At 73.1% G+C, this 18,707-nt stretch carries 13 protein-coding genes and 1 pseudogene; 8 read left to right on the top strand and 6 right to left on the bottom strand.

Annotated features, from left to right (window positions below):
• Positions 1 to 10: 10 nt before the first annotated feature.
• Positions 11 to 820 (bottom strand): class D beta-lactamase, encoded by an 810-nt coding sequence (locus OJ962_RS18675; RefSeq protein WP_202952004.1) that lies wholly within the window; start codon positions 818 to 820, stop codon positions 11 to 13.
• Positions 821 to 918: 98 nt separating this feature from the next.
• Between OJ962_RS18675 and OJ962_RS18670 the strand changes: the two genes are divergently transcribed.
• From OJ962_RS18670 to OJ962_RS18655, 4 genes are all read left to right on the top strand, one after another.
• Positions 919 to 1,845 carry a LysR family transcriptional regulator gene (locus tag OJ962_RS18670; RefSeq protein ID WP_202952003.1) on the top strand — a complete coding sequence of 309 codons (927 nt, stop codon included), beginning with the start codon at positions 919 to 921 and terminating at the stop codon, positions 1,843 to 1,845.
• On the top strand, positions 1,842 to 2,645 hold the full coding sequence (locus OJ962_RS18665) for a serine hydrolase (protein ID WP_202952002.1): 804 nt from the start codon (positions 1,842 to 1,844) through the stop codon (positions 2,643 to 2,645). The genes OJ962_RS18670 and OJ962_RS18665 overlap by 4 nt, the downstream gene beginning before the upstream one ends.
• Positions 2,646 to 2,710: 65 nt before the next feature.
• Entirely contained in the window at positions 2,711 to 4,642 is a 1,932-nt protein-coding gene (locus tag OJ962_RS18660; RefSeq protein WP_202952001.1) for an ATP-dependent metallopeptidase FtsH/Yme1/Tma family protein, read from the top strand.
• 277 nt (positions 4,643 to 4,919) lie between these two features.
• Positions 4,920 to 5,684, top strand: coding sequence for a sporulation protein (locus tag OJ962_RS18655; protein ID WP_202952000.1), 765 nt, complete (start codon positions 4,920 to 4,922; stop codon positions 5,682 to 5,684).
• Positions 5,685 to 5,758: 74 nt separating this feature from the next.
• Here the strand turns inward: OJ962_RS18655 and OJ962_RS18650 are convergent, their stop codons facing one another.
• From OJ962_RS18650 to OJ962_RS18640, 3 genes are read right to left on the bottom strand one after another with little or no spacing between them, the layout of a single operon-like run.
• Positions 5,759 to 6,016 (bottom strand): hypothetical protein, encoded by a 258-nt coding sequence (locus OJ962_RS18650; RefSeq protein WP_202951999.1) that lies wholly within the window; start codon positions 6,014 to 6,016, stop codon positions 5,759 to 5,761.
• Positions 6,017 to 6,025: 9 nt separating this feature from the next.
• Positions 6,026 to 8,239, bottom strand: coding sequence for an LLM class flavin-dependent oxidoreductase (locus tag OJ962_RS18645; protein ID WP_202951998.1), 2,214 nt, complete (start codon positions 8,237 to 8,239; stop codon positions 6,026 to 6,028).
• A gap of 2 nt (positions 8,240 to 8,241) precedes the next feature.
• Complete coding sequence (locus OJ962_RS18640; protein ID WP_202951997.1) at positions 8,242 to 8,571, bottom strand: winged helix-turn-helix transcriptional regulator; 330 nt, start codon at positions 8,569 to 8,571, stop codon at positions 8,242 to 8,244.
• 134 nt (positions 8,572 to 8,705) lie between these two features.
• Between OJ962_RS18640 and OJ962_RS18635 the strand changes: the two genes are divergently transcribed.
• The 3 genes from OJ962_RS18635 (at position 8,706) to OJ962_RS18625 (ending at position 11,763) form a co-directional block, all read left to right on the top strand.
• Positions 8,706 to 9,359 (top strand): alpha/beta fold hydrolase, encoded by a 654-nt coding sequence (locus tag OJ962_RS18635; RefSeq protein WP_202951996.1) that lies wholly within the window; start codon positions 8,706 to 8,708, stop codon positions 9,357 to 9,359.
• Positions 9,360 to 10,952 carry a peptide chain release factor 3 gene (locus OJ962_RS18630; protein ID WP_202951995.1) on the top strand — a complete coding sequence of 531 codons (1,593 nt, stop codon included), beginning with the start codon at positions 9,360 to 9,362 and terminating at the stop codon, positions 10,950 to 10,952.
• Between the two features lie 109 nt (positions 10,953 to 11,061).
• The gene (locus tag OJ962_RS18625; protein ID WP_202951994.1) at positions 11,062 to 11,763 is read left to right on the top strand and encodes a hypothetical protein; all 702 of its coding nucleotides are present in this window, start codon (positions 11,062 to 11,064) and stop codon (positions 11,761 to 11,763) included.
• Here OJ962_RS18625 and OJ962_RS18620 read toward each other — a convergent pair whose 3' ends face one another.
• Both OJ962_RS18620 and OJ962_RS18615 read right to left on the bottom strand, forming a co-directional pair.
• Positions 11,764 to 12,573, bottom strand: coding sequence for a family 1 encapsulin nanocompartment shell protein (locus OJ962_RS18620; protein WP_202951993.1), 810 nt, complete (start codon positions 12,571 to 12,573; stop codon positions 11,764 to 11,766).
• Between the two features lie 77 nt (positions 12,574 to 12,650).
• Positions 12,651 to 12,953, bottom strand: a pseudogene (locus tag OJ962_RS18615) (ferritin family protein); the annotation flags it as partial.
• 282 nt (positions 12,954 to 13,235) lie between these two features.
• On the opposite strand from OJ962_RS18615, the gene OJ962_RS18610 reads away from it, so the two are divergent.
• Positions 13,236 to 18,707 (top strand): PKD domain-containing protein (locus OJ962_RS18610; protein WP_270006526.1); only part of this gene is annotated, 5,472 nt, incomplete at its 3' end.

Genomic DNA, 18,707 nt, shown 5'->3' with positions numbered 1-18,707 from the left:
AGGGTCCGTCTCAGCATGTGGTCTTGGCTCCGAGCTCGTGCAGGATCGCCTTGCCGATCGTCACGCGCGCGGCAGCGTGATCGGGGCGCGTGATATCGAGGTTGAGCGCGAACGTCCATGTCCTCGGTCCGCGCTCGACCCAACCGACCCACCAGCCCACGCGCGGCGCGGTCGTGAAGACATAACCGGTCTTGCCGCGCAGGGTTGCGCAGCGGTCGCGCTGGAGGACGAGCATCTCGCGCACGTCGCGCAGCGCGTGGCGGGAGACGGGCAGCGACTCGCGTTGCAGCCTCTGCAGGAACCGGACCTGCTCGCGGGCGGAGATGGCGAGCGGTCCGTCGAGCCAGAAGCGGTCCTCGACCGCGCCGCGCAGGTCCTCGTTGCCGTAGTGGAAGCGGTCGACCGCGCGGCGGTACGCGGGCAGGCCGATCCGGCGGGCGATGCGCTGGAAGATCGGGATGCACGAGTTCATCAGCGCGGTGGCGAGCGTCAGGTCGCCTTCGCAGGCGGCCGGGAGGAACGGCGCGCCGTCGACCTCGAAGTTCGGGTTCGGCCCCGGGTAGGGCTGGTCGGCACCGGACGCGACCCGCAGGTCGACGGCGAGCAGGGCGTTCGGGATCTTGAACGTCGAAGACGGGATGAAGCGCTGCGCACTGCGCGCGCCGCCGACGATCCACGTGCGCGGCTGCGGGCCGGAGCGCTCGACGACCATCGTGCCGGTGGTCCCGGCTTCGCGGAAGTGGCGTTCGAGGTCGGTGTGGGCGGCGGCGGGCGAGGCGAACGCCAGCAGCACCGCCAGAAGCAGGACAACTCGATGCATCGCCGCACCCCATCAGCGGGTCCCGTGATCGGCAACACCAAGTTCGTACCGCACCAAGATCGATTTCGGTATCGGTGATCGATAGCGTTTGAGTCTCGATGGACCTCGTGCGTCACCTCCGCTGCTTCGTCGCGGTCGCCGAGGAACTGCACTTCGGCCGGGCGGCGGCGCGCCTGCACATGGCGCAACCGCCCCTGTCCCAGCGCGTGCGCGCGTTGGAGACCGCGCTCGGCGCGCGCCTGCTGGACCGCACGAGCCGGCGCGTCGCGTTGACGCCGGCCGGCCGCGCGCTGCTCCCGGAGGCCAGGGCCCTGCTCGCTCGCGCGGACGGTCTCGGCGTCCTGGTGGCCGAGGCCGTCGCGGAGGCCGAGCGACCCGCGTTGCGCGCCGCCGTCGCGCCGGACTTTCCGGCGGAGATCGTCGCCGCGCTCCACCGCGCGTTCCGGGGCGCCACGTCGGTGACCCTCGAGATCGCTCCGCGCGGCCCGGCCGAGGTGCGGCGCGAGCTCGCCGCCGGCGACCTGGACGCGGCGCTCGTGCGCCAGCCGGCACCGCTGCTCACCGGCGGGGTTGCGCTCACGCTCACCGCGCGGCTCGGGGCGCTCCTGCGCGCGGACGATCCGCTCGCAGCACAGGCCGACATCGCACCGCCCGAGCTCGAGCTCCGGACCCTCGTGCGGCCGGTCGACGCCGCGGGCACGGAGGACCTGCTCGCCGGGCTGGCCGCGCACGGGTGGTCGCCGGCGCAGACGACGCCGGCCCCGGACGCCGAGTGGGCGCGCGCGCTCGTGCTCGCCGGCGACGCCGTCCTGCTCACCGAGCGCCCGCCCGTCGAGGCCGCCGGCCTGCGCTGGCGACCGCTGGCGGCGCCGCTCACCGCGCGCTGTTCCGTCCTGCTCGCCGATCCCGACCTGCCGGGCGCGGCCGAGTTCACGCGCGCCGCGCGCGCGGCGCTCGTCGGCACGGGCGGCTGGATCCCACCCGCGCGCCGTGAGGACCCGCCGCCGGAGGGGTTGCTGGGATGAGCGTCGAGCGCACGATCGCGTCCGTGCTCGCGGCGGCCGGGGCCGAAGGCCAGGTCCACGTCCTCGATCTCGACGACCCGTCGCGCGAGGTCGCGATCGGCGCCGACGAGCCGGTCGTGCTGTCGTCCGTGTTCAAGGTGCACCTCGTGCTGGCGCTCCTGCGCGCCGGCGACGCCGGACGCGACCTGACCGAGCGGGTGCGCGTGGGCGCCGAGCGCACGCCGGGTTCTCCGGGGCTGGCGATGCTGTCCGACCCGGTCGAGATCTCCCTGCGCGACCTGGCCGTGCTCTCGCTCACCGTCTCCGACGTCGCCGCCGCCGACGCGCTGTTCGACGCCCTCGGTGGAGAGCCCGCGCTGCGCGAACCGCTGGCGCCGCTCGGCCTGCGCGCCACGTCCCTGCACGGCTGCTGCCGCGACCTGTTCGCCGCGATCGCCGGCGAGGCGGAGCGGCCCGTCAGCCGTGCCACCCCGCGCGACCTCACGCGGCTCCTCGCCCTCGTCTGGAGCGACGAGGCCGCGAGCGCCGACGCGTGCGCGCAGCTGAGAGCGCTGCTGCACCGGCAGGCGCTGCGGCCCCGGATCGCGGCCGGGTTCCTCGAGCCGGGCTGGCGCGTCGCGACCAAGAGCGGCACGCTGCCCGGGCTGCGAAACGACATCGGGGTCGTGGAGCGCGACGGGCACCGGCACGCGGTCGCCGTCTGCGTGCGCACGCCCGAGGGAACGCCCCCCGCGCCGGGTGACGACGCGCTGCTCGGACGCATCGCGCGCCTGGCGGTCGATTCCCTGACGCGGCGGTGATCCGAACTAACCGTTTGGGGGGCGGCACCCTCAAGCTTCCCGCTCGGACGCCCGACCATGGGGTCATGCCCTCCAAGCTCCGTCGGAACCCGGTCGTGCTCGCCGTCGTCCTCGGGTTCGCGCTGCTGGCGCTGGTGTTCGGCATCGCCTCGCTCACCAAGGGCCCCGCCACCGCGCCGAAGCCGTACACCTATTCGGACCTGCGCAGGTCGGTCCAGGAGCGCGAGGTCAAGACCGCGACGCTCAAGCCGGTGCTGGGCAAGGTCGAGGTCGAGCTCAAGGACGGCAAGCGGCATGTCGTCGGCTACTCCCCGACCGACGAGGGCCTCGCCGAGCGGCTCTCGAGCGCCGGCGCGCAGGTGTCCGTGAGCTCCCGCGGGAGCTTCCCGTGGAGCGCGCTCGTGCTGATCGTGGCCCTGTTGCTCGTCGTCGGGCTCGTGTTGTACCTGCAGCGCGCGCAGGCCAAGGCCGCGGGCGCCATGAACACCCACACCAAGAAGGCCGAGCAGCAGGGCGCGCTGCCGAGCGTGCGCTTCGCCGACGTCGCGGGCTGCGACGAGGCCGTGTTCGAGGCGGCCGAGCTGGTCGAGTTCCTCTCCCGCCCCGAGGCCTACCGCCGGCTCGGCGCGAAGATGCCGAGCGGCCTGATGCTCTACGGGCCTCCCGGCACGGGCAAGACGCTGCTGGCCAAGGCCGTCGCGGGCGAGGCGGGCGCGGCGTTCTACGCCATGTCGGGTTCGGACTTCGTCGAGATGTACGTCGGCGTGGGCGCGAGCCGCGTGCGTGACCTGTTCGCCAAGGCCCGCGAGAGCTCCCCCGCGATCATCTTCATCGACGAGGTCGACGCGATCGGCGCCAAGCGCGGCGGCGGCGCCGACGGCGGCCAGAGCAATCGCGAGGCCGACCAGACCCTCAACCAGCTGCTGGTGGAGATGGACGGTTTCACCGGCAACGAGCGGCTGCTGGTCATCGCCGCCACCAACCGCCTGGACACCCTCGACCCGGCGCTGCTGCGCCCGGGCCGATTCTCCCGCCACATCCACGTTTCGTCGCCCTCCGAAGACGGCCGCCTGGCGATCCTCGGCGTGCACGCCAAGGGCAAGCCGCTGGCCGAGGACGTCGACCTGCCGCTGCTGGCGAAGGTCACCGCGGGCGCGTCCGGCGCCGAGCTGGCCGAGATGCTCAACGAGGGCGCGATCATGGCCGCCCGCGCCGAGCGCGGCTCGATCACCCACGAGGACCTCTTCGAAGGCTTCCTGCGCGTCGTCGCCGGGCCGCGCAAGGCGTCCGCGATGCTGGCCGCCGGCGAGCGCGAGACCGTCGCCTACCACGAGGCCGGCCACGTGCTGTGCGCCGAGCTGTGCCCGACGGTCGACAAGACCCTGCACGCGACGATCAACCCGCGCGGCCGCGCCGCCGGCTTCGCCGTGATCGGCCGCTCCGACCGCGCCCTGCACACCGCCCAGCACATCCACGAGCAGCTGATCTACATCCTCGGTGGCCGCGCCGCCGAGCACGTGATCAACGGGACGGTCTCGTCGGGCGCGGCGAACGACCTCGAGAAGGCCAACTCGATCGCGCGCAGCGCCGTCGAGGAGTACGGCCTGTCGGCCGCCGTCGGCCAGGTCGTCGGCGTGCGCTCGGACGCGTCGATGGCGACCGCCGACAGCGAGGTCCGCCGCATCGTCGAGGACGCCTACCGCGACGCCATCGCGCTGGTCGAGGAGCACCGCGAGCAGCTCGAGCGCCTCACGCAGGCCCTGCTGGCCGCGGGTGACATCGACCACCTCGAGATCGCCGCGGCGATGGAGGGCTCGACGGTCGCCGCGCGCCGCCCGAACCTGGCGCCGCTGCCCGACCCGGTCGAGCCGCAGCTCGAGGAGGAGCCCGTCGCCACGCCGCGCCGCCGGCTGTGGGTCCCGGGGCCCGCCGCGGGGGCCGGCGCCGCGATCGCGGCATTCCGCGCCGAGCGCGACCGCCGCACCGCCGGCGCGTAGCCGCTGACGCCGCGCGCGAGCGTTCACGAACTCGGGCTTTTCCCGAGTTGGTGAACGCTCGCGTGGCGCGTAGATCCCGCGCGATTGCTGCCGGTTTCCCACAACCGCACGTGGCGTGCCTGAACCTAGGCTCGCCCGCATGTCCTGACCGCGGGCGGGTTCGTGGTCGAGTCCGGTGGCCGAGCGCTCACCCGGGCGCGTCGTCTCACTCCGCGGGCGGTCGGGCCCCACGTCGACAGCTGGTCGATCTCGACCTGCGGTGACGTAGGCTCAGCCCATGCTCAAGAAGCTCAAGGCAGCCATGGGTGCCGGCGCGGCGACGGTCGACGCGGTCCTGACCGTCCAGGCCGTGCGTCCCGGCGATGGAGTGACCGGAGTCGTGAAAGTCGACGGCGGCGACGTCGAGCAGGAGATCGAGCGCATCACCGTTGCACTCGAGACGGTCGTCGAGGTCGAGAGCGGCGACAGCGAATGGCGCTCGAACCAGACGTTCGCGACCAACCAGGTGACAGGCGCGCTGACGGTGCGGCCCGGGGACAAGCACGAGTTCCCGTTCCAGCTGCAGGTGCCGTACGAGACGCCGCTGACGCACATCGGCGGGCGCCCGCTGCGCGGGGTCTCGATGGGCGTGCGGACCGAGCTCGAGGTCGCGCGCGGCATCGACCGCGGCGACCTGGACCCGATCCAGGTCCACGCGACGCCGGGTCAGCAGGCGCTGATCGAGGCGCTCGAGTCGCTCGGGTTCGAGTTCAAGGGCGCGGACGTCGAGCAGGGCCAGCTGCCGAACGGCACGCTGCCGTTCTTCCAGGAGATCGAGTTCTACGCGGGCGGCCAGTACCGCGGGCGCTTCAACGAGCTCGAGGTGACCTTCCTGGGCGGGCCGCACGAGACGCGCGTGATCTTCGAGGCCGACACGCGCGGCGGCTGGTTCAGCGAGGGCCGGGACGCGTACTCGTGGTTCTCGATCCCGACGGGCGGCGGCCACCTGCGTGGCACCGTCGAGCAGCAGCTGCAGGCGCTCGGCCAGCGGCGCGGCTGGTAAACGCTCGCCAGCCGCGCGGCTCGTGAAGGTGGGATGATCGGGGTGGGGCGGAAGGGCTGCCCCACCTTCAATGTCTATGCGGCCTGGAAGGCGACGAACTCGCCGGCGTCGTCGACCTTGCCCGGCGTCCAGCTGTCGCCCTCGATCTTGGCGATGCCGGCGCCCTCCTGGAGGCTCGTGGCGAGGCGGACGGCCTCGGCCAGCACGACGCCGCGGCCGCCGTAGACCTTCGCGCCATTGCGGAGCACAACGTACTTGTCGCCGTCATCCTTGATGACCTCGACGCCGACGTTGCGGTTCGCCATCTTGGCGTTCTTCTTCTTCTCAGCCATCGTCAATCCTCACGGGGTCGCGTTGACACCAATTCTAGAGCCCGCCGGCTCGATGGCGAAGTTCTGGCGGAAGACGTTGTCCGGGTCGTACTTCGCCTTCAACTCACGCAGCCGGGAGAGCGTCGGCTCCGGGAACGCGTCCAGCAGCCGCTCGGGCCGCGGGTCGGTGTCGAAGCTTAGATAGAGCCCGTCCATGTGCGGATACACGTGCTCGTCCCACGCCGCGTTGAGGCGCTCGATCGAGCTGCGCCCGACCGCGTTGACGCTGAAGTTCTGCGTGCGATGGGCATAGGCGGTGGCGTCGGCCGGCATGTCGTTGACCGCGCCGCCGACCGCCCGCACCTGCAGCCACGAGGACTCGCGCGTCGCAAGCAGATCCTCGAGCGCCTGCGCCGTCGGCTCGTACAGGTGCGTGGCCAGCCCTGCGCGGACCGCGGTCGGTGAGCCGCCCATGTGCAGGCCGCCGCGCGGTGCGACGACCGCCGGGTACGGGACGAGCTGCGCCTGCTGGTCGAGCACGGGCGCGATGTCCAGCAGCGGCGTGAGCGCCTCGATCGCGGCGTCCGTGTCCTCACCCGCGTAGACCGAGTACAGCTGCGCGACCGGCCCGCCCTGCTGCGTCACCAGGTTGAGGAAGCTCGTCAGCTCGCGCGGCGCGTTCTCGACCCGGTACCCCCAGCGGGTGAGCACCTCGGCCGGCCGGCTCGCGTCGAACGCCATCGAGGAGAAGACGACGTTGCCGACCGGGTACGGCTCGAGCTCGAACTCGGTGACGATGCCGAAGTTCGCGCCCGCGCCGCGAAGCGCCCACAGCAGCTCCTCGTCGGCGTCCACGATGCGGCCGTCCGCGAGCACGACCCGCGCGCCCGTGACGTGGTCGATGGTCAGCCCGTGCAGGCGCGACATGAAGCCGACCCCGCCGGTGGTGGCGAGCCCACCGACGCCGACGTCGCCGTAGTCGCCCGAGCTCATCCCGAGCCCGTGCTTGCCCAGCTCGGCTGCGACGTGGCCCCAGCGCGCGCCGGGGCCGAGCAGCGCCTTGTCCCCCACGACCTGGATGCCGTTCAGCGCCCCGAGATCGATGACGACGCCGCCCTCGTTGGTCGAGCGCCCGGAGATGCCGTGGCCGCCACTGCGGATGGCCAGCGGGACGTCCTGCTCGCGGGCGTAGATGAGCGCCTGCGAGACCTCCTCGGCGGTCTTGGGCTGGAGGACGAGCCCGGGCGAGCCCTTGTAGGAGTACGACGAGCGGACCTTGCCGTAGGCGCGGTCCCCCGGCTCGACGGCCGCGACCGGGGCGGCGTCGTAGTCGATGCCCGGCAGCCGCTGCGCGCGGACGGCTGGGCTACGACCGAAAGGGCCGGTGGCCGTCCCCCGCGCGGCTCGCTCCGTCGCGACCGCCTCGCGCACTGCCGGCGCGACGTCTTGGCCGAAGCGCTCGATCGCGTACGGGTCGTCGCTGCCGAGGATGAACGTGGAGAAGCCGTGCTCGAGCGCCAGCTCCACCAGCTGGTCCACGTCGTCGGTGTTGACGTTGAGCATGCGCCGGATCTCGCGCGGATCGCGGCCGACGGCCTCCGCCGCGGCGTCGATGCGCGCGTTCGCGGGCGCGAAGTCGCCCGGCTGCATGTAGGCCTGCGACGGCAGCCAGCCGTCCGCCTTCTCCCCCGTGAGCCGCAGCATGCGCGGCTTGTACGCGCCGAGGTGGATCGGGATCTCGTGCGCCGGCTCGGGCCCGCGCTTGGCGCCGATCACCTTGTAGTGCTCGCCGTCCACGCGCACGCCGCGCCGGGTGGTGACGTCCCACAGCTGGCGGATGATGTCGATCGCCTCGCTGAGCGCCGTGACCCCCTCGCCGGGAGTGCGGCGCGGGCCGCCCATGGCGACGATCGGGTCCCAGAAGCCGCCCGCGCCGAGGCCGAGCTCGAAGCGGCCCTTGGACAGCAGATCGAGGCTGGCGGCGCTGCGGGCCACCACGGACGGCAGCCGCAGCGGCACGTTGAGCACGTTCGGGGAGATCTTCAGCGTCTCCGTGTTGGCGGCCACCCACGTCATCAGCGTCCACGTGTCCAGGAACGCGGACTGGTACGGGTGGTCCTGGAAGGTGGCGAGCTCGAGTCCCGCGCGCTCGGTCAGCTGCGCGAGCGCGACGACGCTCTCCGGGTTGGCGGCCTGCGGCGTGAGAAAGGTGCCGAAGACCAGTTCGTGTCCATAGTCGGCCATGGCTAGAGGTGCTCCTGGGCCCAAGTGGAGATCTGATCGAACGCCGGCATCAGCGCGGCGCCGCGCTCCGAGAGCGCGTAGGTGACCGAGATGGGCGGACCTTCGTCGACGGTGCGGGTGACGAGGCCGGCCTGCGTCAACTCGGTGAGGCGATCGGACAGCACGGAATCCGAGATCCCGCCCACCGCCCGCGACAGCTCACGAAAGCCGGTGGGGCCACCGGCGCCGAGCGTGCCGAGCACGACCGCGGTCCAGCGCTTGCCGAGCAGGCCGAACGCCTTGCTGAGCGCTACGTCGGCGGCGACGCACTCATGGTGGGTGAGCTGCTTCACGCACGAAATATTAGCGACTTCGGAAATCGAAGCAACTAGCCGCGGGCGGCAGCAGGCCGTGGAGACACGGAGCGGCGGCGCGGCGCGGCACGGCGCGTCCGATGAGTTCGCGCGGCGCGCGGCGTCTTATCCGCGTGACCACCTTCGTCCTGATCCCCGGCGCCGGCGGCGCCGCCTGGTACTGGCACCGCGTCGTCCCGCTGCTGACCGCCGCCGGCCACACCGCGATCGCCGTCGACCTGCCCGGCGCGAACCCGACCGCGGGCCTGCGCGAGTACGAGCGGATCGTGCTCGCCGCCGCGGCCGGTGCCGATCGCGTGACACTCGTCGCCCAGTCGATGGGGGCCTTCACAGCGCTCGGCGTGTGCGACCGGCTACCCGTCGAGCAGCTCGTGCTCCTCAACGCGATGGTTCCCGCGCCGGGCGAGACGCCGGGCCAGTGGTGGGACAACACGGGCCACGAGTTCCCCGCCGACTTCGACGAGCACGCGCACTTGCTCCACGACGTGCCGCCGGAGGTCGGTGCCGCCGGGGCCTCCCATCAGCGCCCCGAGGCCGACATCGCGTTCGCGCAGCCGTGCGCGTTCGACCGCTGGCCGGACGTGCCGACCACCGTGCTGGCGTCCCGCGAGGATCGCTTCTTCCCCTACGACTTCCAGGCGCGCGTCGCCCACGAGCGCCTCGGCCTCGACGTCGTGCCCACGCCGGGTGGGCATCTCGCGGCGCTCAGCCAGCCGGAAGCGATCGTGGCCGCGCTGGCGCCGAGCGCGGTTCGTAATCTGCACTGAGTGGATGCCGACAGCCGACGCGTCGTGCACGAGGCGGCGCGCCGCCGCACGTTCGCCATCATCTCGCACCCGGACGCGGGCAAGACGACCCTGACCGAGAAGCTGCTGCTGTACGCCGGCGCGGTCGGTGAGGCCGGCTCGGTGACGGCGCGCAAGGGCCGCCGCGCGGCGACCTCGGACTGGATGGAGGTCGAGCGCCGCCGCGGCATCTCGGTCACCTCGACCGTGCTGCGCTTCGAGTACGCGGACGTCGTCTTCAACCTGCTCGACACCCCGGGCCACAAGGACTTCTCCGAGGACACGCTGCGGGTGCTGGCGGCGGTCGACTCGGCCGTGATCCTGATCGACGCGGCGCGCGGCGTCGAGCCGCAGACCGAGCAGCTGTTCCAGGTGGCCCGCGCGCGCGGAATCCCCCTGATGGCGTTCGTGAACAAGTACGACCGCCCGGGCATGGAGCCGCTGGAGATCGTCGACCACCTGACCGAGCAGCTCGAGCTGCCGCTCGCGCCGCTGACGTGGCCGGTCGGTGCGCCCGGCGAGTTCCGCGGCGTGATCAACCGGCGCGACGGCTCCTTCCACGAGTTCACGCGCGTGACCGGCGGCAGCGGGATCGCGCTCGAGCACATCGTCACCGACCGCGGGCCGGAGGACGACCCGGCCTGGGCGACAGCGCAGGAGGAGCTCGAGCTGATCGACGCGACCGACAGCGCGTTCGACGCCGACGCGTACGGGCGCGGGGAGTTGATCCCGCTGCTGTTCGGCTCGGCGGCGTGGAACTTCGGCGTCGGCCTGCTGCTCGACGCCGTCCGCGAGCTCGCGCCGCCGGCCCAGCCGCGCGCGCTCGAGGACGGCACGCCGCGCGCGGTGGAGTCGCCGTTCGCGGCGCTGGTGTTCAAGGTCCAGGCCAACATGGACCCGCGCCACCGCGACCGCGTCGCGTTCGTGCGCATCTGCTCCGGCCGCTTCGAGCGCGGCATGCGCGTCACGAACGCGCGCACCGGGCGCACGCTGGCGCTGAGCTTCGCGCACGAGGTCTTCGGCCAGGACCGCTCTTCGCTCGACGAGGCATTCCCCGGGGACGTCGTCGGCGTCGTGATCGGCGGCGACGTCCGCGTCGGCGACACGCTCCACCTCGGCGCCGACGTCCGCTTCCCGGCGATCCCGACGCTCACGCCCGAATCGTTCGCGACCGTCTCCAACCGGGACGTGAGCCGCCACAAGCAGTTCCGGCGCGGGCTCGAGCAGCTCGACCAGGAGGGGGTCGTGCACGTGCTGCGGCGCGAGCACACGCAGGACCCGGTCCCGGTGCTGGCCGGCGTCGGCCCGATGCAGTTCGAGGTCGCGGTCGAGCGCCTGCGCACGGAGTTCGGCGCCGAGGTCAGCCTGCAGATGCTCGAGTGGAAGGCCGCGCGGCGCACGGACGCCGACGGCGCGGCCAAGGTCCTCGCCGACAGCGGCCACACCGACGTCTTCGTCCGTGCCGACGGGACGCAGGTCGCCGTCTTCCCGAACCGCTTCGTGCTCGACCGCTTCGCGCAGCGCAACCCGACGGTCCGGCTCGAGCGCCTGATCGGCGCCGACGACCCGGTCTGACGCGCACCACGCCGCCGCGGCCGCGCACGGCTACACGCCCGGGGAATAGCGGGCGCCCGGGTTCCGTCTGGCGGACCGACAGGCCATGTCAGTTGACGGGAGGTGCCCAATGCCGTTCGAACGCCCGCACACGCTGCCGCGACGAAGGCCGGATGAGGCGGCGCCCGACGTGCGGCGCACGCCGCACACGGACGTCCGGGCGCTCGCCGGGGCGATGGGCAACCAGGCCTTCGGGCGCTATCTGGCCCGTGAGGCGGAGGCCGCGCAGGCAGCGGGGGCCGATCCCGAGCGCTGCGCGGTGGACGTGTGCGCGGTCCCCACCGGGCTCGGCGCCAACCACCTGTTCATCGTCTACACGAACGAGCGCGGCGTGCAGTACGGGTACCGGGCCGGCCCGGACGGCGGCGGCAAGTACCTCGGCCGCCTCGCGGGCGGCGTGCTGTCGTACATCGAGATCGACCACGGGCTCTACACCGCCGAGACGTTCCAGGACTACGACCCGCGGGCGGCCAGCGTGCGTGCGTTGAGCGGCAGCGCGGCGATGGGCAAGGGCGACCACCTCGCCGACGAGCTGATCCGGATCGGCGACGCCGAGATCAAGTACGAGTGGTACGGGCCCAACAGCAACACGGTGGTCAGCCACCTGCTGACGACGTGCGGCATCCCGCGCGTGAGCCCGGTGCCGTCGCCGGTCGGCTGGGACGCGAAGCTCTTCCCGCCGACCGACGAGGAGCGCGAGCAGGGGCGCGGCGGGGCCGAGGGGTCGAGCGGGGAAGGGCCGAGCGGCGCCGGCGGCGCGAGCGGCTGGTGATCACTTCGGCGGCGTCAAGGCGCAGGCCGCCTCCGGCGTCGCCACCCGGAAGCTGAAGCTCTCTTCCAGGTACAGGTAGACCGACTGCGCGTCGTGGTGGCTGTAGCCGAGCGCGAGGTCCTGGCCGGACTCGAACAGGAAGTCGCCGCCGCGCAGGGACACCACCACCGCGCCGCTGATCCCGGGCGCCCACACGATCGGCCCGCCCTGGAGGATCTTGCGCAGGTGGTCGAACAGCGGGTAGCCGCCGTGCTCGGTGCCCTGCACCACGCCCGTGTACTGCTCGGGGGCGAGCGCCAGCGCGTACGGCCCCTTGATGCCGTTGCGCAGCAGCGTCTCGACCGCCGCGGCGACCTGGCCGGTGTAGGCGTTGAAGTCGTCCGAGAGCGTCACCGGGTCGTGCGTGCAGGACTCGGCGATCCCCTCGAAGCCGGCTGACGCCCAGCCGTGGAAGACGGCGCGGTTCTCGGCGCGCGCCATCCGCCGCGCGGCGACCTCCAGCGGCTCGAGGTCGATGTCCTCGGCCCCGCGTTCGAGGTCGTCGAGCTCGGAACGCGAGAGCGCGAACTCCACGCGCATCTCGACCAGCGGGAGCACGCGCCGGCGTGAGGCGGTCAGGCCGTCTCCCCCGTCGGGCAGCGGTTCGATGCGGCCCAGGTTCGTCGCGCTGTAGTCCCACCCGTGCGGACCGGAGAAGTCCACGACCTTGCGCGCCGCCAGCCCCGGCTCGAGCCGCTCGCGCGCGCTCTGGTCGAGCTCGGCCCAGCCCTCTTCGGTGATCGGCGCGCGCTCGCGCAGCAGATGGTTCACAGCCCCGCTCCCCTCAAGCTCCCGATCCCCAGCGAGCCGACCTGCCCGCCGCCACCGGACCCGCCGAGCCCGGCGCCCTCCTCGGCCTCCTCGCCCGCTTCCACGATGTCCCCCTCCTGAAAGAGGATTCCGCGCGCGATCTCTCGCCACACGGGCGTGCGCCGCAGCAGGAACTCGAGGTCCATCGCGAAGTGCTTGAACTCCTCGGTCTGCGCGTTGCGCATCACCGCCAGCGCCTCCGGGTCCTGCTCGACCGCGAGACGCTGCTCATACCACCCGATCGCTTCCGCCTCCTCCGTGAGCGAGGCGCACAACCGGGCGAAGGTTCTGGTTCGCGCCGGCAGCTCCTCCGGCGGCTCGTGGTACTGGTCGAAGCCCATGCGCGGGACGATACGCATCGCGCTGCGCAGCGACGTACCTGACCGTTGAGTCGAGCCTTAGAGTTTAGCTGCGGGCAAGGTTGCGGCAATCGTCGGGCAAGGCGCTCGGCGCACTCTGCCGCCGTGCTTCACGGACGAATCTCGCGATGGCTCGCGCGCATAACGGGCCTTGCCACTTTGCTTGCGGCGCTGGGATGCGCCGCCGGCGGCACCGCCGCCCACGCCGCGTACCCAGGCCAGGAAGGCCGCATCGCCTTTGTCGACCGCGCCAACGACCTTCGCGTGATCAAGCGCGACGGCACGAATTCCCGCACGCTCGCGGGGATCGGCGGGGGCTGGGTGCCGGCGGGCATCGCCGTCTCGGCCGACGGCCGCCGCGTCGCGTTCGGGCAGCAGTCCTACTGCGAGGGCTGTGAGTACCAGCAGACGCGGATTGCCGTGGTGTCCGCCGACGGTGGCGAGCCCGCGGTGCTCTATCTCGACGACGAGGGTTCGACCGTCGTCGACGTCCAGGACCCGACGTGGTCCCCGGACGGCTCGCAGCTGATCTTCAGCGCCGAGGACCTCGACAGCGACCGCGCGCTCTACGTCATCGACGTCGCGGGCGGCGCGCCGCGCAAGCTGGCGATCAGCGGGGTGGTCGAGCCGCACCGCCCGAAGTGGTCGCCGAACGGCGACCGCGTCGCGTTCACCGCGCAGCCCGACTTCAACGAGCGCGAGAGGATCTACAGCGCCCCGGTCACCGGCGGTGCCGCCACGCGGCTGACCAGCGGCGGCTACAGCCAGTCGTCGCCCGCTTGGTCGCCCGACGGGTCCGAGATCGCCTACATCCATACGCCGCTCGAGGACGACGACGACCCCGGGCCGCCGGAGCTGCGCAAGATCGGCGCGGGCGGCGGCAGCGGTTCCGTCCTGTACACGTCCCCCGGCGTCGCCGGCGGTGAGCCGGCGTGGTCGCCGGACGGCACGCGGATCGCGTTCGGCCTCACGGGCGTCGGCGGCGACCAGCACACCTGCAACGGCGAGGTGGCCGTGGTGGACGCCGACGGCGGCGCCGCGCGGCGCGTCGCCTGCAACCCGTACGAGGTTCCCGAGTTCATCGACTGGGCGCGCCGCCCCGACCGTGGCACTACGACGCTGATCAGCGCCGCGCACGGCAAGGGCACGGAGGGCGCGGACGGCGAGCTGGGCGAGGTCGCGCTCGCGCGCAACGGCCGCTACGCCGTCTTCAGCTCCCGCGCGACGGACATCACCGACACGGCCGACACCGACGGCCGGGCCGACGTGTTCCGGCGCGACCTGATCGCCGGCGAGATCGAGCTCGTGTCCGTCGACGAGGACGGCGACGCGGTCACGCCGGTCGCGAGCGCCGACGGCCGCTGGGTCGCGTTCCGCGCCGGGTCCTCCGTCCGGCTGCGCGACATGCAGAACCGCCGCACGATCGCCGTGCGCGCGGGGACCCCGGTCGCCGTCTCCGACGACGGCCGCTACGTGCTCGTCGCCGACGACGCCGACACCCTCTTCCGCTTCGATCGCACCACCGGCGAGAGCGGCGAGATCGGCGACGAGGCGCTCGCGGCGCGGATGACGCCCGACGGCCGCCACGTCGCGTTCGAGTCGCGCGCGACCGACCTCGTTCCGGGCTTCATCGACCGCAACGGCGAGCAGCCGAGCGTCTTCGTGCACGACGCGCAGACCGCGACGACCAAGCTCGTCGACGGCCGACTGGGCAGCGCGACGGAGACCACGGGCGAGGCCGAGATGTCCGTGCGGCTGCGCGGCGTGAGCCATGACGGCCGCGTCGTGCTGTTCAGCTCCGCGGCCACGGACGTGATGGACGAGTTCAGGGACCGCAACGGCCCCGCGGAGGCCGACGTCTACCGCCGCTCGCTCGACGCGGCCGCGCCGACGCTCGCCTCCCACCTCACCGCCAGCGATACCAACGGCGCCGACGGGCCGACCGGCAACGCCGAGCTCAGCGCCGACGGCCGGACGGTCGCGTTCGCCGCGGTGGCCCACCGTGGCGGGTTCGGCCGGGTCAACCGCCTGGACGCGTACGTGCGGCGCCACCCCGCCGACGACGAGGCGCCGCCCGAGCTGATCACCGTCGGCGACGACCTCCGGTACGGCGGCAACGCCGACAGCGACGTGCTGGCCCTGTCGGCCGACGGCAAGCACGCCTTGATCGCGTCCACGGCGACGGACCTCACGCACGCGCTCGCCATCCAGGACGGCCAGCGCGCCGTCTACCGCGTCGACCTGCGCACGCATCTGTACTCCGCGCTCACCGATCTCGACGACCAGGGCCCGAACGGCGCGATCACCGGCGCGGCGCTGAGCAGCGCCGGCCAGACCGCCGCCTACGTCACGACCGCCTCCAACGTGCTCGCGGGCTTCTCGGACCGCAACGCCGAGAGCGCCGACGGCTACGCCTGGATCGCCCCGGCGGTCTCCGGGGAGGACTCGATCGCGCCCGACATCGCCATCGACACGCCCGTCGACGGCGGCATCTACCGCGCCGACCGCTTCTACCTGGCCGACTACAGCTGCCGCGACTTCGGCGGCTCGGGCGTCAAGCAGTGCCAGGGCGACGTCGCCTCGGGCGAGCCGTTCGACACCGAGACGCCCGGCGAGAAGACGTTCACCGTCACCGCCACCGACGGCGCCGGGAACACCACGACCCGCAGCGTCGACTACCGCGTCGTGCCGGTCAACCACCAGCTGACGCTGGCCAGCCGCGCGGCCGGGACCGAGACCACCGGCGCCAACGCCACCAGCGCCGCCGGCCCGATCGCGGGCGAGTACGCGCTCTTCGAGTCCGCCGCTTCCGACCTCGGCGCGCCGGGCACCATCTTCCGCCGCAACCTGGTGAGCGGCGCGCTCGTGGCCATCACCGACGCCGAGGGCGCGCAGGCGCTGGGCCTGAGCGACGACGGCCGCTTCACGCTGTTCACGGCCGCCGACCAGCTGTACCTGCGCGACGTGCAGTCGAGCACGACGAAGCGCGTCGGGCCGGCGGGCCCGGCGTTCCTGAGCGACGACGGCAAGACGGTCGCGTTCCGCTCCGAGGAGGCGGCTGACCCGAGCAAGCACGGCACGTACACGTACGACGTCGCGACCGGCGCGCTCGACCGCGTCGGTGGCGGCGCGCCGGTGGCGGTTCAGAACGGGCACGTGCTGTTCTCCGAGGGCGAGCAGCTCCGCCTCGACGACAAGCTGGTCGGCACCGGGACGAACGCCCAGCTCAGCGCGGACGGCACCGTCGTCGCGTACGAGCGCGAAGGCGTGATCTACCGGCGCGGCGACGGCGCCGAGATCCAGATCGGCGAGGGCACCAACCCGCGCCTGGCGGGCAGCACGGTCGCCTACCAGGCCGGCGCCGACGTCAAGGTGGGCACGACGACGATCGCGGAGGCAACGCTGCACGGGCTCTCCGACGACGGCCGCTTCCTGTTGTACGCGACCACGGACGGCGACCTGTTCCGCCGCGACCTGGCGAAGGACCGCACGTCGCATGTGGCCTCGGGCGCGACCGCGCCGTTCGAGCGGATCGCGCTCAGCGCCGACGGCCGCCGCGCGATCCTCTCGACCGCGGCCGCCGCCATGATCGACGACTTCGCCGACGGCAACGGCGCGCAGGGCGCGGACGTGTTCACGTGGTTCGACGTGCCGCCGACGGCCAACGCCGACGCCAAGATCACGGGTCCGCTGACGCTCGCGTTCGACGGCTCGCTCTCGGCCGACACCGACGGCCGCATCGTCGAGTACCGCTGGGAGTGGGGCGACGGCCAGACGACGGTCGGTGAGCCCAAGCTCTCGCACACCTACCCCGACGACGGCACCTACACCGTCAAGCTGATCGTCGAGGACGACGGCTCCAACGCGGTCACGTTCGAGTTCGAGGTCATCGCCATCAAGGGCGTGCTGACCGCCAACAGCGTGCCGCTGGACTTCCTCGGCGTCGACAAGACGCTGCGCTGCAGCGCGGTGCGGGAGATCCCGCTGTTCGCCGAGACCGGCGGCGCGTGCGGCACGTTCGTCGCGCTCGGCGGGACGGTCTACGGCCCGGCCGACGTTCTCCCCGGCACGACCGCGTTCACGCCCGTGAGCCAGGTCGCGACCGTGGACGGCGCGGTGGCCAAGCTCGTGACGACGGTCGCGCTCGGCGCCACCGGCGTCAAGCTCCGCCAGACGGACGCCTACCAGGCCGGCCGCGGCTGGTACCGCACGGACACCGCGCTCGTCAACGACACCGGCAGCGCCCGCACGGCGACGGTCTACCGCGCCGCGGAATGCGCGATCGGGCCGGAGGAGCAGCGCCGCTCGCTGCGCGACGTCGCCACCGGCATGGCCGCGTGCGAGGGCGAGCTGGCCACGGGCCGCACGCTGGCCGCGCTGCTGCCGCTCACGCCCGACGCCCGCCACGAGAGCGGCCCCGGCCTGTTCGCGCGCGTGAAGGCCGGCGCGGAGCTCAGCAACGGCTGCGCGTGCGAAGGCACGGTCGCCGCGCACGGCGTGGGCATCGCCTGGAGCGTGACCGCACCCGCCCAGGGCGAGACGTCGCGCGCGTCGGTCGGCGCCTTCGGGCCCGACGGCGTGGTCCCGATGACGGTGGCGCTCGCTCCCGCGAAGACGCAGGTGCAGCCGCTCGACGACAACGCGTTCGTGCTCACCGTCCGCAACCCGAACGCGACCGCGCTGCCCGTCGGCTCGATCGCGGTGGACAGCGACGGCGCGTGGGACTACACGCCGGGCACGAGCAGCGGGCTCTCGACGGCCAGCCCGGCGATCGCCGACGGCGTGCACACCTGGACCGGCCCGTTCACGGTCGCCGGCCACGGGTTCGGCGAGCAGCACTTCGCCGTCACCCACCGCAACGGCCAGCGGACCGCGGTCTCCACCGCCTCCGCCGCGCACGACGCCACGCAGTTCGCGGGCCTGACGTCGACCGGCATCGCCGACATCGCCACCTCCAAGGCGTCCGTCGAGGTGCGCTCGATCGCCGGCTCGATCCCGAACACGGCGATCTACGGCGGCCCCAACGGGCTCGGCACGAACCCGGAGCCGCGCTTCGAGCTGGTCGCGTCCAAGGACGAGGGCATCAGCTACGAGTGCCGCTTCGCTCCGGGCGAGTGGACCGCGTGCGAGAGCGACTATCGTCCCGGCCCGCTGGCCGACGGCGCCTACGAGCTCGAGGTGCGCGCCAAGGACCAGTTCGGCACCGACCAAACGCCGGCCACGCGCTCGTTCGCGATCGACACGCTCGCGCCGACCACGGTGATCGCGTCCGGTCCGGCCAAGCTCACCACCGACACGCGTCCGCAGTTCCAGCTGCGCGCCAACGAGCCGGGCGCGACGTTCGAGTGCCGCTTCGGCGACGCGCCGTTCGCGCCCTGCGACGCCAGCTTCCGCTCCCCCGATCTGGCCGACGGCGAGCACCGCTTCGAGGCGCGCGCCTCCGACAAGGCGGGGAACGTGGACGAGACGCCCGCCGTGTGGACGTTCCGCGTCGACACGACCTCGCCGATCACCGTCATCAGCGCGATCGACGGCAAGGGCGTCCGGGCCGTGCGCCCGGGCGCGCCGCCCAGCGCGTCATCGGCGACCGGTTCCAAGCTCGCGCTCGGCCCGGACGGCTCCGCGGGCCTGCGCGTCGCGTGCCCGGCCGACAACGGCGGGCCGTGCGACGGCACCGTGGGGCTGGCGTCCGAGTCCGGCGGGGCCCGCGCGGCCCGCGCCGGCGCGGCGCGCGCG

The organism is Solirubrobacter deserti (assembly GCF_027587175.1).
In the GTDB taxonomy this organism is placed as follows: Bacteria; Actinomycetota; Thermoleophilia; order Solirubrobacterales; family Solirubrobacteraceae; genus Solirubrobacter; species Solirubrobacter deserti.
The sequence above is the reverse complement of the archived record's forward strand: the minus strand, read 5'-3'. Positions and strand labels throughout refer to the sequence as shown.

Excerpts from the sequence above, each read along its gene's own strand:
- OJ962_RS18650 (WP_202951999.1), bottom strand. The coding sequence starts at position 6,016 with ATGGCTGAGAAGAAGAAGAACGCCAAGATGGCGAACCGCAACGTCGGC.
- OJ962_RS18660 (WP_202952001.1), top strand. The coding sequence starts at position 2,711 with ATGCCCTCCAAGCTCCGTCGGAACCCGGTCGTGCTCGCCGTCGTCCTC.
- OJ962_RS18655 (WP_202952000.1), top strand. The coding sequence starts at position 4,920 with ATGCTCAAGAAGCTCAAGGCAGCCATGGGTGCCGGCGCGGCGACGGTC.
- OJ962_RS18665 (WP_202952002.1), top strand. The coding sequence starts at position 1,842 with ATGAGCGTCGAGCGCACGATCGCGTCCGTGCTCGCGGCGGCCGGGGCC.
- OJ962_RS18645 (WP_202951998.1), bottom strand. The coding sequence starts at position 8,239 with ATGGCCGACTATGGACACGAACTGGTCTTCGGCACCTTTCTCACGCCG.
- OJ962_RS18625 (WP_202951994.1), top strand. The coding sequence starts at position 11,062 with ATGCCGTTCGAACGCCCGCACACGCTGCCGCGACGAAGGCCGGATGAG.
- OJ962_RS18670 (WP_202952003.1), top strand. The coding sequence starts at position 919 with ATGGACCTCGTGCGTCACCTCCGCTGCTTCGTCGCGGTCGCCGAGGAA.
- OJ962_RS18675 (WP_202952004.1), bottom strand. The coding sequence starts at position 820 with ATGCATCGAGTTGTCCTGCTTCTGGCGGTGCTGCTGGCGTTCGCCTCG.